At 39.8% G+C, this 13,887-nt stretch carries 11 protein-coding genes; 9 read left to right on the forward strand and 2 right to left on the reverse strand.

What is annotated here, in order from left to right:
• Positions 1 to 136: 136 nt before the first annotated feature.
• On the reverse strand, positions 137 to 862 hold the full coding sequence (locus KGF34_RS01195; RefSeq protein WP_333780931.1) for a DNA/RNA non-specific endonuclease: 726 nt from the start codon (positions 860 to 862) through the stop codon (positions 137 to 139).
• Positions 863 to 1,054: 192 nt separating this feature from the next.
• On the opposite strand from KGF34_RS01195, the gene KGF34_RS01200 reads away from it, so the two are divergent.
• The 3 genes from KGF34_RS01200 to KGF34_RS01210 all read left to right on the forward strand — a co-directional run bounded on the left by KGF34_RS01200 (position 1,055) and on the right by KGF34_RS01210 (position 2,178).
• Positions 1,055 to 1,186: a helix-turn-helix transcriptional regulator gene (locus KGF34_RS01200; protein ID WP_195410754.1), complete on the forward strand. Its 132-nt coding sequence runs from the start codon at positions 1,055 to 1,057 to the stop codon at positions 1,184 to 1,186.
• Between the two features lie 3 nt (positions 1,187 to 1,189).
• A complete protein-coding gene (locus tag KGF34_RS01205) occupies positions 1,190 to 1,444 on the forward strand; it encodes a hypothetical protein (RefSeq protein ID WP_252559568.1) in 255 nt (84 codons plus the stop codon).
• Between the two features lie 62 nt (positions 1,445 to 1,506).
• Positions 1,507 to 2,178, forward strand: a complete 672-nt coding sequence (locus KGF34_RS01210) for a hypothetical protein (protein WP_252559569.1) — start codon at positions 1,507 to 1,509, stop codon at positions 2,176 to 2,178.
• A 183-nt stretch (positions 2,179 to 2,361) separates the two neighbouring features.
• Here KGF34_RS01210 and pckA read toward each other — a convergent pair whose 3' ends face one another.
• The gene (gene pckA / locus KGF34_RS01215; RefSeq protein ID WP_252559570.1) at positions 2,362 to 3,966 is read right to left on the reverse strand and encodes a phosphoenolpyruvate carboxykinase (ATP); all 1,605 of its coding nucleotides are present in this window, start codon (positions 3,964 to 3,966) and stop codon (positions 2,362 to 2,364) included.
• Positions 3,967 to 4,275: 309 nt separating this feature from the next.
• Here pckA and KGF34_RS01220 point away from each other — a divergent pair, with 309 nt between their 5' ends.
• The 6 genes from KGF34_RS01220 (at position 4,276) to gatB (ending at position 13,564) form a co-directional block, all read left to right on the forward strand.
• The gene (locus KGF34_RS01220; RefSeq protein ID WP_186936295.1) at positions 4,276 to 4,977 is read left to right on the forward strand and encodes an ABC transporter ATP-binding protein; all 702 of its coding nucleotides are present in this window, start codon (positions 4,276 to 4,278) and stop codon (positions 4,975 to 4,977) included.
• A 30-nt stretch (positions 4,978 to 5,007) separates the two neighbouring features.
• A complete protein-coding gene (locus KGF34_RS01225; RefSeq protein WP_252559571.1) occupies positions 5,008 to 8,433 on the forward strand; it encodes an FtsX-like permease family protein in 3,426 nt (1,141 codons plus the stop codon).
• Positions 8,434 to 8,586: 153 nt separating this feature from the next.
• Complete coding sequence (gene aspS / locus KGF34_RS01230; RefSeq protein WP_252559572.1) at positions 8,587 to 10,335, forward strand: aspartate--tRNA ligase; 1,749 nt, start codon at positions 8,587 to 8,589, stop codon at positions 10,333 to 10,335.
• Positions 10,336 to 10,407: 72 nt separating this feature from the next.
• Complete coding sequence (gatC, locus tag KGF34_RS01235) at positions 10,408 to 10,686, forward strand: Asp-tRNA(Asn)/Glu-tRNA(Gln) amidotransferase subunit GatC (protein ID WP_022233846.1); 279 nt, start codon at positions 10,408 to 10,410, stop codon at positions 10,684 to 10,686.
• 11 nt (positions 10,687 to 10,697) lie between these two features.
• On the forward strand, positions 10,698 to 12,155 hold the full coding sequence (gene gatA / locus KGF34_RS01240; RefSeq protein ID WP_022233847.1) for an Asp-tRNA(Asn)/Glu-tRNA(Gln) amidotransferase subunit GatA: 1,458 nt from the start codon (positions 10,698 to 10,700) through the stop codon (positions 12,153 to 12,155).
• On the forward strand, positions 12,152 to 13,564 hold the full coding sequence (gene gatB / locus KGF34_RS01245; RefSeq protein ID WP_252559573.1) for an Asp-tRNA(Asn)/Glu-tRNA(Gln) amidotransferase subunit GatB: 1,413 nt from the start codon (positions 12,152 to 12,154) through the stop codon (positions 13,562 to 13,564). Before gatA ends, gatB begins: the two co-directional genes overlap by 4 nt.
• Positions 13,565 to 13,887: the final 323 nt, after the last annotated feature.

Genomic DNA, 13,887 nt, shown 5'->3' on the forward strand with positions numbered 1-13,887 from the left:
ACATTTCTTTTACTAAAGAAAAAATTATGCGGTAGATTAAATTTCAAGAAAAATATTTTGACAGCTATATAATTATGTAAAAGATCGTAATACGAAAAATTCCCGTAATGCAGATTAATGCATTGCGGGAATTTGTTTAGTATTCATTTTCGTTATATTCACTTTTACCTGTCTTATAGTCGATAGTTACATTTGGCTGAACATTGTAGCAGTATACACACAATGTTACACCCTCGCCTTTATCTTCAACGGATTTTGCCTCAATTAATACTCCTTTGGCAACAAGGTCGTCATTTTCAAAAACAGGAGTTACACGGTAAAGCGCGTGATTACCGGTTGTTTTTACATAATTTGCAACCATATTTTCAAAGGGGAGCATACCCGTTACATTCAGGTATCTTGTTCCTGTTATCAAATTCTTTTCATTTGCATTTTCGCCCGTAAGCCGATATGCGATAAGGTGACAGCGATTGTACAGATATTTTCCGTCAATAAAGTCATATTTTACTGTTTGCCAGCCTGACGGTTTAATTCTGCCTATCTGACCTCTCTCTTCTGTCGGCATTATATCTGTACCAACGCAGGCATAGGCTGTGCCGCATCTTCCTAATTCGTCTAAATCCGCATAGTATTCAAATGATGATGTTGTGTAATCGTCATCACTGAAATACGGTTCGTTGCCGTTTATTTCTATAAAAGCAGAACCTGAATAATCGGGAATATCTTTAAGGGAGATAATTTCGTCTTTTGCAGTATTTTCTGTCGGCTGATTGTTTATAATTAAAATTACCGCAAAACAGCATATCAAAGCAAGTGCGGTAGGTACAGTGATTTTTGCGGTTTTTCGTTTTTTAGTTTTCATAATTACCTCAATTATAATGTTATGTAATTATTATAATTGAGGTAATTGCATTTTTCAAGTTTTCAGTTTATAAAATAATTCAAATATCACTTTTTGCATAAACCGCTCTATTCTGTTGTTTACCAAACCTTGCAAATGCCATTTGCTTGTGATAATATAAAAACAGAAAATCAACTGAGGGTTTAAAAATGAGTGTTATCGGCAAGCAAATTAAAAAAATATTGTACTAAAAAAGGACTTACGCAAGAACAGCTCGGTCAGTTGTTAGGTGTTACAACGCAAGCTGTGTCAAAGTGGGAGAGAGGCGGCACGCCTGATGCCTAATGATTGCCTGACATATCGCAGGTGCTTGGTGTAAGTATTGATGCATTGTTCGGTCGTGAAGAACAAAGATTAACAGCATCGCTTGTATTACAGATTTGTCAGATGAAAAACGAGAACGCATATCGTTATGCTTTTAGAATTTGCTGGGCGATAGAAATCGGATTTATGCAAGATATTTCTGCGCTTGACGATTTTTTAAATAAATTTATAGGACGTTTGGCTATAACTACCGATAAACGGATTATTTCACAAAAATGATGCAGGACGGCGGTGTAGCAACCACTATGGTAATAATAAAGAATTAAAAAAGGGGAAACATTATGCCAATTGTTAATGATTTAAATAACTATGCCAAAGAAGAGCTTGAGTATTTTGGTGTAAGGCGGCAAAATGAAGAAAATGCCGCCATTGAAAAAGCCGTTTTTAATACGAAATTTGATTTGAACTATGATTTTAACGGATTTTTCGTTATTATACCAATTATAGTTATCGGCTTGATTCCTGTCGCAAAAGTTTTGATACGGGAGGCGATTACTTCTTCCGTTAATCATACGCCTTTTACTTTAAGTACTGTTCAAATTCTGATAATAAGCATATTGAGCACTGCAATATTTTTTGCTATAGCTTTACTTATATGTTTAAAACTAAAAAAATGCCCGAGTGTACAGACGAGCTATCTTTATTATAAAGATGAAGCATATCATTATGATCAGATTAATTACATAAAGGTGAGCAGGATTAAAACCGCTAAAATTTATGTCAACGGCAAAAAACTTGTAGGTGTTTCTAATTGGTGTGATAATTACAATTCACTGATTGTATGGGCAAAGAAATGTCACATTCCGGTGCTTGCCCCCAATAAAAAGTCTAATTCGTCTAACAGTTTGGATTTAAACGCATTGAGTAATAATATTTCAATGATAGTTGCGGTTGTTGTATTCGCAATTATGATGATCGGTGCGGCAGTTGTTTTTATTAATTCTATTTCTTGATTTTTATTAAAAGTACGGGGATAAATCTATGCTGTTTAATAGTCTTTTGTGCAAGTAAAAGGTTGATACTTTTTCATTAAAGTCTTAAATATTAAGTATATTACGCATTATAAAAGGGTGCTGTCCGTATGGAAAGCACCCTTAAATTTATTTAGTTAGCTTGTACTAAAATTAATACAAAGATTAAGCCTTAGGGCCTGCCTCTACGAGAGCCTTACCTGCCTCGTTGCCTTCGTACTTAGCAAAGTTCTTAACAAAACGAGCTGCAAGATCCTGTGCCTTTGCTTCCCAATCTGCAACATTTGCATATGTGTCACGTGGGTCGAGAATTGCAGGATCTACGCCTGGGAGCTCTGTAGGAACTTCAAAGTTGAAGTGAGGAATTGTCTTTGTAGGAGCCTTTGTGATAGAACCGTCGAGAATAGCGTCGATGATACCTCTTGTATCCTTAATAGAGATACGCTTGCCTGTGCCGTTCCAACCTGTGTTTACGAGGTAAGCCTTAGCACCGCTCTTTTCCATCTTCTTAACGAGCTCTTCAGCATACTTTGTTGGGTGAAGCTCAAGGAAAGCCTGACCGAAGCAAGCAGAGAATGTTGGAGTTGGCTCTGTAATGCCACGCTCTGTACCTGCGAGCTTAGCTGTAAAGCCTGAGAGGAAGTAGTACTTTGTCTGCTCAGGAGTAAGGATTGATACAGGCGGAAGTACACCGAAAGCATCTGCTGAAAGGAAGATTACATTCTTAGCAGCAGGAGCTGAAGATACAGGACGAACAATGTTCTCAATGTGGTTGATTGGGTAAGATACACGAGTGTTCTCTGTAACTGTCTTGTCGTTAAAGTCAATTTTACCGTCCTTATCTACTGTTACGTTCTCAAGAAGAGCATCTCTTCTGATTGCGTTGTAGATGTCAGGCTCTGACTCTTTGTCAAGGTTAATAACCTTAGCATAGCAGCCGCCCTCAAAGTTAAATACACCGTTGTCGTCCCAACCGTGCTCGTCATCACCGATGAGAAGTCTTTTAGGATCTGTTGAAAGTGTAGTCTTACCTGTACCTGAAAGACCGAAGAAGATAGCTGTGTTCTCGCCGTTCTTATCTGTGTTAGCTGAACAGTGCATTGAAGCAATACCCTTAAGTGGGAGGTAGTAGTTCATCATTGAGAACATACCCTTCTTCATCTCACCGCCGTACCATGTGTTTACGATAACCTGCTCACGGCTTGTGATGTTGAACATTACAGCTGTTTCAGAGTTAAGACCGAGCTCCTTGTAGTTCTCAACCTTAGCCTTTGATGCGTTGTAAACAACGAAATCAGGCTCAAAGTTCTCAAGCTCTTCAGCAGATGGCTTGATGAACATATTTGTTACAAAGTGAGCCTGCCAAGCAACCTCAACGATGAAACGAACTGCCATTCTTGTATCGTGGTTAGCGCCGCAGAATGCATCTACAACATAAAGCTTCTTGTTTGAAAGCTCTTTCTTAGCAAGCGCTTTTACAGCTTCCCAAGCTTCCTGTGTTGCAGGGTGGTTGTCGTTCTTGTATTCGTCAGAAGTCCACCATACAGTGTCCTTTGAATTCTCGTCCATAACGATGAACTTATCTTTAGGTGAACGGCCTGTGTAAATACCGGTCATAACATTAACTGCGCCAAGCTCAGTTTCCTGTCCAACCTCATAGCCTTCCAAATCAGCCTTTGTTTCCTCGTTAAAGAGTTCGTCATAGGAAGGATTGTGGATAATTTCAGTAGTACCGGTAATACCATACTTAGTTAAATCAATCTTTGCCATTTCAGTATCAACCTTTCTGTTTCTTAAATTACATAGTATCAAAGTTTGCGGTGAGTTGTAATTACCAAACAATCTACACTGCAATAACCTATGTTCGTTAGTATTTTAGCATAATTTTTTACCCTCGTCAAGCCAATTGCCAATTAATTTGGTCGGTTTTGTCATATTGTGGTTTATTCGACATCAACACTGTATTTGTATATTGATAAGAGGTGCAAAAAGTGCTATAATATTATATTATAAGCAGGTTTATTCTGTATATTCAGCACTTTAAAAAGCAAAGAAAATTTACCGTTACGGGAGGATATTATGAGCCTTGTTGAATTTAAAGATGTTTACAAAATATATAAAATGGGCGAAGTGACTATTAACGCTGTCGAGGGTGTTTCTTTTAATATAGAGCAGGGCGAGTTTTGCGTGGTAGTCGGTGCATCGGGTGCAGGCAAGACAACCGTACTTAATATTCTAGGCGGAATGGATACCTGTACAAAAGGCAGTATTATTGTCGGCGGCAGAGATATAAGCAAGCTGAAAGACAAACAGCTTATTGAATACAGACGGTTTGACATTGGTTTTGTATTTCAGTTTTACAACCTTGTGCCTAACCTTACCGCAAAAGAAAATGTAGAGCTTGCAACGCAGATAAGTAAAAATCCGATGGACAGTACAGAGGCGCTTGAAAGCGTCGGACTTTCACAGCGCAGTGCAAACTTTCCCGCTCAACTTTCGGGCGGTGAACAGCAGAGAGTTTCTATTGCAAGAGCACTTGCCAAGCGACCTAAACTTTTACTTTGCGATGAGCCGACGGGTGCTCTTGACTATAACACCGGCAGACAGATTTTAAAACTTTTGCAGGAAACCTGCCGAAAAGAAAATATGACGGTAGTTCTCATAACCCACAATTCAGCAATTACCCCAATGGCAGATCATATTATAAAGATGAGAAGCGGCAGGGTAATTATGGATGTTTACAATGATGAACCTAAAAATGTTGAAGAAATCGAATGGTAATTCATATTTTCTGCGAAAGGGGAGAGGACATTGACTAAAACCCTGTTAAAAAATACTTTCAGAGAAATTGCAAATTCTAAAGCAAGGTTTATTTCTATACTTGCGATTATTGCGCTTGGTGTTGGATTTTTTGCCGGAATCAAAGCTACGGTTCCGTCAATGTACAATATGGCAGACGAGTATTATTCTCAATCCAATCTTATGGATTACAGGCTTGTATCTACTGTCGGATTTGATAAAGATGATGTAAAAGCGGTTGAAAATCTTGACAATGTAACCGATGTTATGCCATCGTATTTTGCCGACCTTGTTTTAAAATCAAACGGAAACGGCGGTAACGGCAAGGTTATAAGAGTAACCGCTGCACCTAAAAGTTATAACAATAATAAAACTCTTAATACATTAAACATAAAAGAGGGAAGACTACCCGAGAAAAAGGGTGAAATCCTTGTTGAATACGGCAGTGTCGGCAGCAGTGATTATAAAATCGGCGACAAGGTTGTATTTGGAAGTGAAAGCGGAGAATCCAATGCACTTGATATGGTAGATACGCTTGAATATACCGTTGTCGGTAAAGCGGAATCACCTATGTATATTTCGTATCAGCGTGGCTCAACTACAATCGGCAACGGCAATATTGAAGCATTTATGTATATTTATCAGGATGATTTTGTAACCGAAAGATATACGGAAATGTATGTGAAAACCGCTTTTTCTGACGGCGACGGTTCAGCCTTTGATGACGAATACGAAAAAGACATTGAAAGCTTTACAACTGTTCTTGAAAATACCGCCGATTTACGCTGTGAGGCATTTGATAAAGATGTTATAGGCAAAGCAAAGCAGGAACTTGAGGACAGTAAAAACGATTATGAAACCGAAAAATCCGAGGCTCTTACAAAACTTGATGATGCAAAAACAACTTTAGATAATTCGGAAAAAGAATATACAGATAAGATTTCAGATGCACAATCGCAACTTGACACAGCCAAAAAGCAGATAGATGACGGAAAAAGTCAGCTTGAAACTGCTAAAGAAGAATACGAAAACGGCATTGCGACAGGTGAAAGCGAACTTTCTTCTGCGCAGGCGGAACTTGACAGTGCAAAAGCCGAATATAATGCAGGTGTTGAAGAATATAATTCAAAAATCAGCATAGCGGAAGAAACTCTTGCCGAAAAAGAAGATGAATTCAATGCCGCAAAAAGTGAATTTGAAAACAATCAAAAGCCGCAGCTTGAAACCGCAATAGCAACTTGCAAATCACAGATTGAGGCTTTACAGGCGCAAATTGATGTTACAGAGGACGAAACCGCTCTTGCTGTATTGCAGGAACAGCTTACACAGGTTCAGGCAGTTTTAGCAGATTGTGAAACAAAACTTGCTATGGCGCAAGAACAGCTTGATACGGCAGAACAACAGCTGAACAATGGAAAACAAGAGCTTGAAACACAAAAAGCGGAAGGACAGGCACAGCTTGACTATGCACTTGCTCAAATTCAGAGTGCAGAACTGCAGATTGCGGACGGACAAGCACAGCTTGAAAGTAAAAAAACAGAGGGACAAGCTCAAATATCGCAGGCTGAAACCGAACTTGCGACAGCACAGGAAAAATATGACAACGGAAAGTCCGAACTTGAGGAGCAGAAAATAAGCGGCAGACAAAAGCTTGATGACGGTTGGAAAGAATACAATGATTCAAAAGCCGAGGCTGATGATAAATTTAAAGAGGCAGAACAAAAAATTGCCGACGCACAGGAAGAAATAGACGCTATAGCAGATCCCGAGTGGTATGTGTTTGACAGGTCGGATAATCCGGGTTATTCAACCTTTGCGCAGAATGTTGAGCGACTCGGTGCAGTGGCATCAGTATTCCCGATGTTCTTTTTACTCGTTGCGGTTTTGGTTTGTGTAACCACAATGTCAAGACTTGTAGAGGAAAAGCGTAAAGAAATCGGAATATTAAAAGCGCTCGGCTACAATAACTTAAGCATAATAATGAAATTTGCGATTTATGCTGTTTTTGCAGGTGTAATCGGTTGTACCGTAGGTGTATTAATAGGCATAAATACACTGCCGTATATTATTTATAATGCATATCAGATTATGTATTATATGCCTGACATCAGCATTGTACCTGATGCACAGAGTATTATACTCGGTACGCTTGCCGCCGTACTTTGTACATTGCTTGTTTCTGTAATAGTATGTGTAAGAGAATTAAGCCAGAGCTGTGCAAAAATTCTAAGACCTAAAACTCCGAAAGCAGGCAAGAGGATACTGCTTGAGAGAATTACTCCGATATGGAAACATATGAATTTTTCCGCAAAGCTGACTACAAGAAATATTTTCAGATATAAATCAAGAATGTTTATGACAATCATAGGCATTGCAGGCTGCACGGCTTTGATAGTTGCGGCATTCGGACTTAAAAACAGCTTTATTCCGCTTACCGATACACAGTTTAGCGAAATATTCAAATATAATGCGGTTGTTATTCCTAAAGAAGGCGGAACTGCCGAACAGCTTGATTATCTGAAAAATGCAATAAACAATACGGGCGACGCAGCGTCAATTATGCTTGCAGGTCAGCAGGAAGTTGTTGTAAAGAAAAATAATGTTGTAAAAGATGAAAGCACTTATCTTACGGTAATGGAAGATCCGCAGAGATTTTCGGAGGTTACAGAACTTAGAACAAGGGGCGACAAAAAGCACCTTGATATTACCGATGATTCCGTAATGATAAATGAAAAAATGGCGACCGAATTGTCTGCCAAAGTCGGTGATACCGTAAGTGTAACTGTTGATGATAAAACCGCAGAACTTACAGTAGGCGGAATTTATGAACAGTATATAAAGAATTATGTGTTTATTTCTCCTAAACTTTACAGTGAAAAATTCGGAGAAGAACCGCAGTTTAATATGGCACAGGTTGTACTGAAAAATCCTGACGAACAGACTGCGTTCGGTGAAAAAATGCTGACGAATGATAAAGTAGCGGGTGTAACCTATCTTTCATCAGGTATGGGTGAAATTGAAGATATGCTCAATTCGCTTAATATGGTTGTGCTTGTTATGATTATTTGTGCAGCGGCACTTGCGTTTGTAGTGCTTTATAATCTTACAAATATCAACATTGCCGAGCGTGTGCGTGAAATCGCAACTTTTAAGGTGCTCGGATTTTACAGCAGAGAAACCTCAAGCGTTATTTATAAAGAAAATATCGTGCTTACTCTCGGAGGTATTCTTTCGGGACTTGTTCTCGGTATTTTCCTTACAAGATTTATTATTCAGACCGTTGAGGTTGACAATGTAATGTTTGGCAGAGATATTTTGCCTACATCATTCGTTTTTGCGGCTTTGCTGACATTTGCATTTGCTTTGATTGTGAATTTTGCAATGGGATTTAAGATTAAAAAAGTAAATATGGTTGAAAGCCTTAAGAGTGTTGAATAAACGGTGCCGCACATTATTTGTGCGGCATTGTCTGAAAAAGATAGAATTTTTGAAATAAAAATCATTTAAAATATTGATTGCTTAGGCAAATTGTGGTATAATACAAAAGAATAGGCAATTTAGCACAATATCAGTGAAAGGAACTGTAGATATATGATAAAAGCTAATCAGTATCGCACCGTAACTTGCGGTGAGTTAAGAGAAGAAAATATCGGACAGGAAGTTCGTGTAGCAGGCTGGGTTGAAAATATCCGTGACCACGGCGGCGTAATGTTCCTTGACATTCGTGATCAGTACGGTGTTCTTCAGGTAGTAGTTCACAATGACGAGTTACTTAAGGGTATTAACAAAGAATGTACCGTAACATTGAGCGGTAAGGTAGTAAAGAGAGATGAAGAAACTATCAACTCTAAGATTGCTACCGGTTATGTTGAGGTACACACAGATGACATTACTGTTCTCGGCAAATGTAAAAACGCACTTCCGTTTGAAGTTGCCACTTCTACCAATACTTCGGAGGAGGTACGCTTAAAGTATCGTTTCCTCGACCTTCGTAATCAGAAGGTGCATAATAACATTATGCTCCGTTCACAGATTATAACATTCCTCCGTGCAAAAATGAACGAGATGGGATTTAATGAAATTCAGACACCGATTCTTTCAACTTCATCACCGGAAGGAGCAAGAGATTATCTTATTCCGAGCCGTAAGCACAAGGGCAAATTCTATGCTCTTCCGCAGGCTCCGCAGATTTTCAAACAGCTCCTTATGGTTTCCGGTTTTGACAGATACTTCCAGATTGCACCTTGTTTCAGAGATGAGGATGCAAGAGCAGACCGTTCGCCGGGCGAGTTCTATCAGCTTGACTTTGAAATGGCTTTTGCCACACAGGAAGATGTATTTGCGGTTGCAGAAGAAGTTCTTTACGAAACATTCACTAAGTTTACAGATAAAGAGGTTTCAAAGCCTCCGTTTGCCCGTATTCCATACTCTGAAAGTATGTTAAAGTACGGTACAGACAAGCCTGATCTCCGTAACCCGCTTGTTATCGTGGAGATTAGCGATATGTTTGAGGAAACTGACTTTAAGCCGTTCCTCAAAAAGACTGTTCGTTCAATTAATGTACCGGGTGCCGCAAAGCAGTCAAAGAGCTGGTTCAAGAAGATGGAAGAATTTGCGCTTTCTATCGGTATGAAGGGACTCGGCTATGTTAAGGTAAGAGATGATATGACATTTGACGGTCCTATCGATAAGTTTCTTAAAGAGGGCGACAGAGAGGAGCTTATTAAGCGTAATAATTCTAACGCAGGCGATGTTATTTACTTTATCGCAGATACAGAAAAAGACGCTCCAAAGCTTGCAGGTCAGATTCGTACAGAGGTTGCTACCCGTCTTGACCTTATTGACAAGTCAAAGTTTGAGATGTGCTTTATCGTTGACTTCCCAATGTATGAGCATGACGAAACCACAGGTCAGGTAATCTTTACACACAATCCATTCTCAATGCCACAGGGCGGTATGGACAGCTTGCTTCATAAGAACCCCGATGATATTCTTGCTTATCAGTATGACATCGTATGTAACGGTGTTGAGCTTTCATCAGGTGCTGTTCGTAACCACGACCTTGACATTATGATTAAGGCATTTGAGATTGCAGGATATACCGAAGATGAGCTTAAATCTAAGTTCTCTGCTCTCTACAACGCATTCCAGTATGGTGCTCCGCCACATGCAGGTATGGCTCCGGGCGTTGACAGAATGATTATGCTCATTACTGAAGAAGAGAACATCAGAGAGGTTATTGCTTTCCCAATGAACTCAAATGCTCAGGATCTTCTCCTCGGTTCACCGGGAGAGGTAACAGAGCAGCAGCTTCGTGAAGTTCACATTAAATTAAGATAACTTCATATATACTCAAAGGGCGAGTTGTTTTTATAACTTGCCCTGATTCTGTTTATACAAAGGATGGTTTTTATGGTAACAAGAGAAGATGTTGAAAACATTGCGTTGCTTTCAAAGCTGTTCGTTCCCGAAGAGGAGCTTGACAGCCTTACACAGTCAATGCAGGAAATTATAGATTTTGCCGATACAATCAATAATGCTCCCACAAGCGGTGAGAGCTTTGACAACATAAACAACCTTTCAAATGTATTTCGTGAGGATGTTGTGGTTGAGTCATATGACAGCGAGGAAATTTTGAAAAATGCCCCTGAACAGGCAGAGTCACATTTCCTTGTTAGAGGCAGAGAATAAGAGGTGTAAAAATGGGTAGTATTGCAAAAATTCACGAAATGCTTGTTTCCAAGCAGGTTTCGTGTACTGAGCTTACTAAAAGCTATCTTGAAGAAATAGAAAAATCAAACGGCGAGCTTAACGCTTATGTAAATGTAACTCCCGATACAGCGCTTGAAACCGCAAAGACTGTTGACGAAAAAATTGCAAAGGGCGAAGAAATCGGTATGCTCGAGGGTGTTCCGATGACATTGAAAGATAACCTTTCCACAAAGGACATTGAAACTACTTGCTGTTCTAAAATCCTTAAAGGTTACAAGCCGATTTATAATGCAACTGTATGGGAGAATCTTTCTGCACAAAATGCAGTTATGCTCGGTAAAACAAATATGGACGAATTTGCAATGGGTTCTTCGTGTGAAACTTCATGCTTTGGCGGTGCAATGAATCCGTTTAACACAAAGTATGTATCCGGCGGTTCATCAGGCGGCGTAGCAAGCGCTGTCGGCGCAAACATTGCTGCATACGGACTTGGTTCTGATACAGGCGGTTCTATCCGTCAGCCTGCAAGTTTTTGCGGTATCGTAGGTCTTAAGCCGACATACGGCAGTGTATCCCGTTACGGTCTTATCGCTTATGCAAGCTCACTTGACCAAATTGGACCTATCACAAAGAGCGTTGAAGATGCGTCTATTGTATTTGATGCAATTTCACAGTATGACGAAAAAGACAGCACTTCAAAGGGTAATGTCGGCGGCGCAACTTACGGAAAGCTCAACAATGACATCAAGGGTATGAAAATCGGTATTGCCCGTGAGTATCTTGACGGTATTCGTGACGATGTTAAAGAGGCAGTTCTCAATGCCGCAAAAGTTTATGAATCACTCGGTGCAGAAATAGTGTATTTTGATATGCCCGCACTTAAGTTTGCTCTTCCTGTTTATTACATTATTGCCTGTGCAGAGGCATCTTCAAACCTCGGCAGATACGACGGTATTCGTTTTGGTTATAAAACACCGCATTATAACGGCACTCACGATATGATTTGCCGCACCCGTTCAGAGGGCTTTGGTGAGGAAGTTAAGAGAAGAATTCTTCTCGGCACATATGTACTCTCTGCCGGTTATTATGACGCTTATTATAAAAAGGCACAGAATTTGCGTGGAACTATTGTAAAGGCATTTACAGATGCATTTGAGCATTGTGATGTAATTCTTGCTCCAACAGTTCCTATGACTGCTTTCGAGGCGGGTCACGCAGTTTCCGATCCGATTGAAACTTATCTTACAGATATTTGTACCGTACCCGTAAATATTGCAGGACTTCCGGGTGTATCCGTACCGTGCGGATTTAACGCAAACGGTATGCCAATCGGTATGCAGCTTATCGGCAAGAGTTTTGGCGAGGCTGAAATTTTAAATGCAGCGTTTAAGTATCAGCAGGCTGCCGGAGAAAACTTTAAGGATACAAAGTGGGGTGTTAAGCTGTGAAATATGAATTAGTTGCGGGTTTTGAAACCCATATTGAACTTGCTACAAAGACAAAAATTTTCTGCTCATGTACAACAGCGTTTGGCGGTGCACCTAACTCACATTGCTGTCCTGTATGTATCGGACTTCCGGGTACACTTCCAAAACTTAACCGTGAGGTTGTAAACTTCGGTATCAAGGCAGGTCTTGCCACTCACGGTGAGATTGCGGAGATTTCTAAAATGGACAGAAAGAACTACTGCTATCCTGACCTTTCAAAGGCTTATCAAATCAGCCAGCTTTATGCACCGCTTTCAATCGGCGGCTATGTAGAGCTTTCAAACGGCAGAAAAATCAGACTTCATCATATTCATATTGAAGAAGATGCAGGAAAACTTATTCATCAGCACGGCGACACATATGTCGACTACAACCGTGGCGGTGTTCCTCTTATCGAGATTGTATCGGAGCCTGATATTCGTTCTATTGACGAGGCTAAGGAGTATGTGGAAAAATTACAGCAGGTAATGCGCTATATAGGAATTTCCGACTGCCGTATGCAGGAAGGCTCAATGCGTTGCGATGTTAATATTTCTGTTCGTCCTGAGGGCAGTGAAACTCTTGGAACAAGAACAGAGATTAAGAATATGAACTCAATTACAAATATTGCAAAAGCAATGGAGTATGAGTATGAGCGTCAGGTAGATTTAATTGAGAGCGGCGGCAAAGTAGTGCAGGAAACTCTCCGTTATGATGATGCAACAAACACTACATCTTCAATGCGCAGTAAAGAGGACGCTCACGATTACCGTTATTTCAGAGATCCTGACCTCGTTACAATCAATGTCCCAAGAGATGTTGTAGAGAGCTTAAAGGCTGAAATGCCTGAACTTCCTTCTGACAAATGCAAGAGATATATTGAAGAACTTGAAATTCCTGAAAAGGATGCACAACTTCTTACAAAATACAGAAAAATCAGCGAGTTCTTTGATAAGGCTTGCGAGGGTGTAAAATCCGCAAAGTCTGTATCTAACTTTATTATCGGTCAGATTTTCCGCAGAACAGAAACCGAGGCTGATAAGGAAACATTTGATGTATCAATAACACCTGAACAACTCAATGAGCTTGTAAAATTGATTGACAGCGGCAAGATACGCAATAACCTTGCTAAGGCTACACTTGAGAAAATGCTTGATTCCGGCGAGGGAGCACTTGATTTTATCAGTGAAAGTGATATGGCAGGACTTGACGAAAACACTGTTAATGAACTTTGTAAACAGGCTATAGAGAACAATCCTAAGGCTGTAGATGATTACAAGAACGGTAAGGAAAAGGCTATTAAGTCGCTTGTAGGTAATGTTATGAAAAACAGCCGAGGCAAAGCAGACGCAGTTGCCGTTGAACAGAAAATCAAAGAAATGATTTCTTAAAGTTTTATTATATAAGAGTGAAAGCCACTTTTGATTTAGTTCAAAAGTGGCTTTTGTGTTTGTGGATTTTTATATTAGAAATTAAAATAAATTTGGTTGTGTGCACAGTTTAGCCAATCAATTATAAAAGTTTGGTCGACCTTTTCAAAGGTCGTGGGTGTGGGCAAAGCCCACAAATACTTTCCGTTTATAAGCTAACGATAGCCAAACAGCTCGCTGTTTGGCGGCTTAAACACAACGGCGAATGCCCTTAAATGCGATAGCAACAAGAAAGCCATTCGATATATAATTAAAAGTTAATCATTTCTTTTATAAAAGGCTGT

The sequence above is a fragment of the Ruminococcus sp. FMBCY1 genome (assembly GCF_023921805.1).
Taxonomy (GTDB): domain Bacteria; phylum Bacillota; class Clostridia; order Oscillospirales; family Acutalibacteraceae; genus Ruminococcoides; species Ruminococcoides intestinale_A.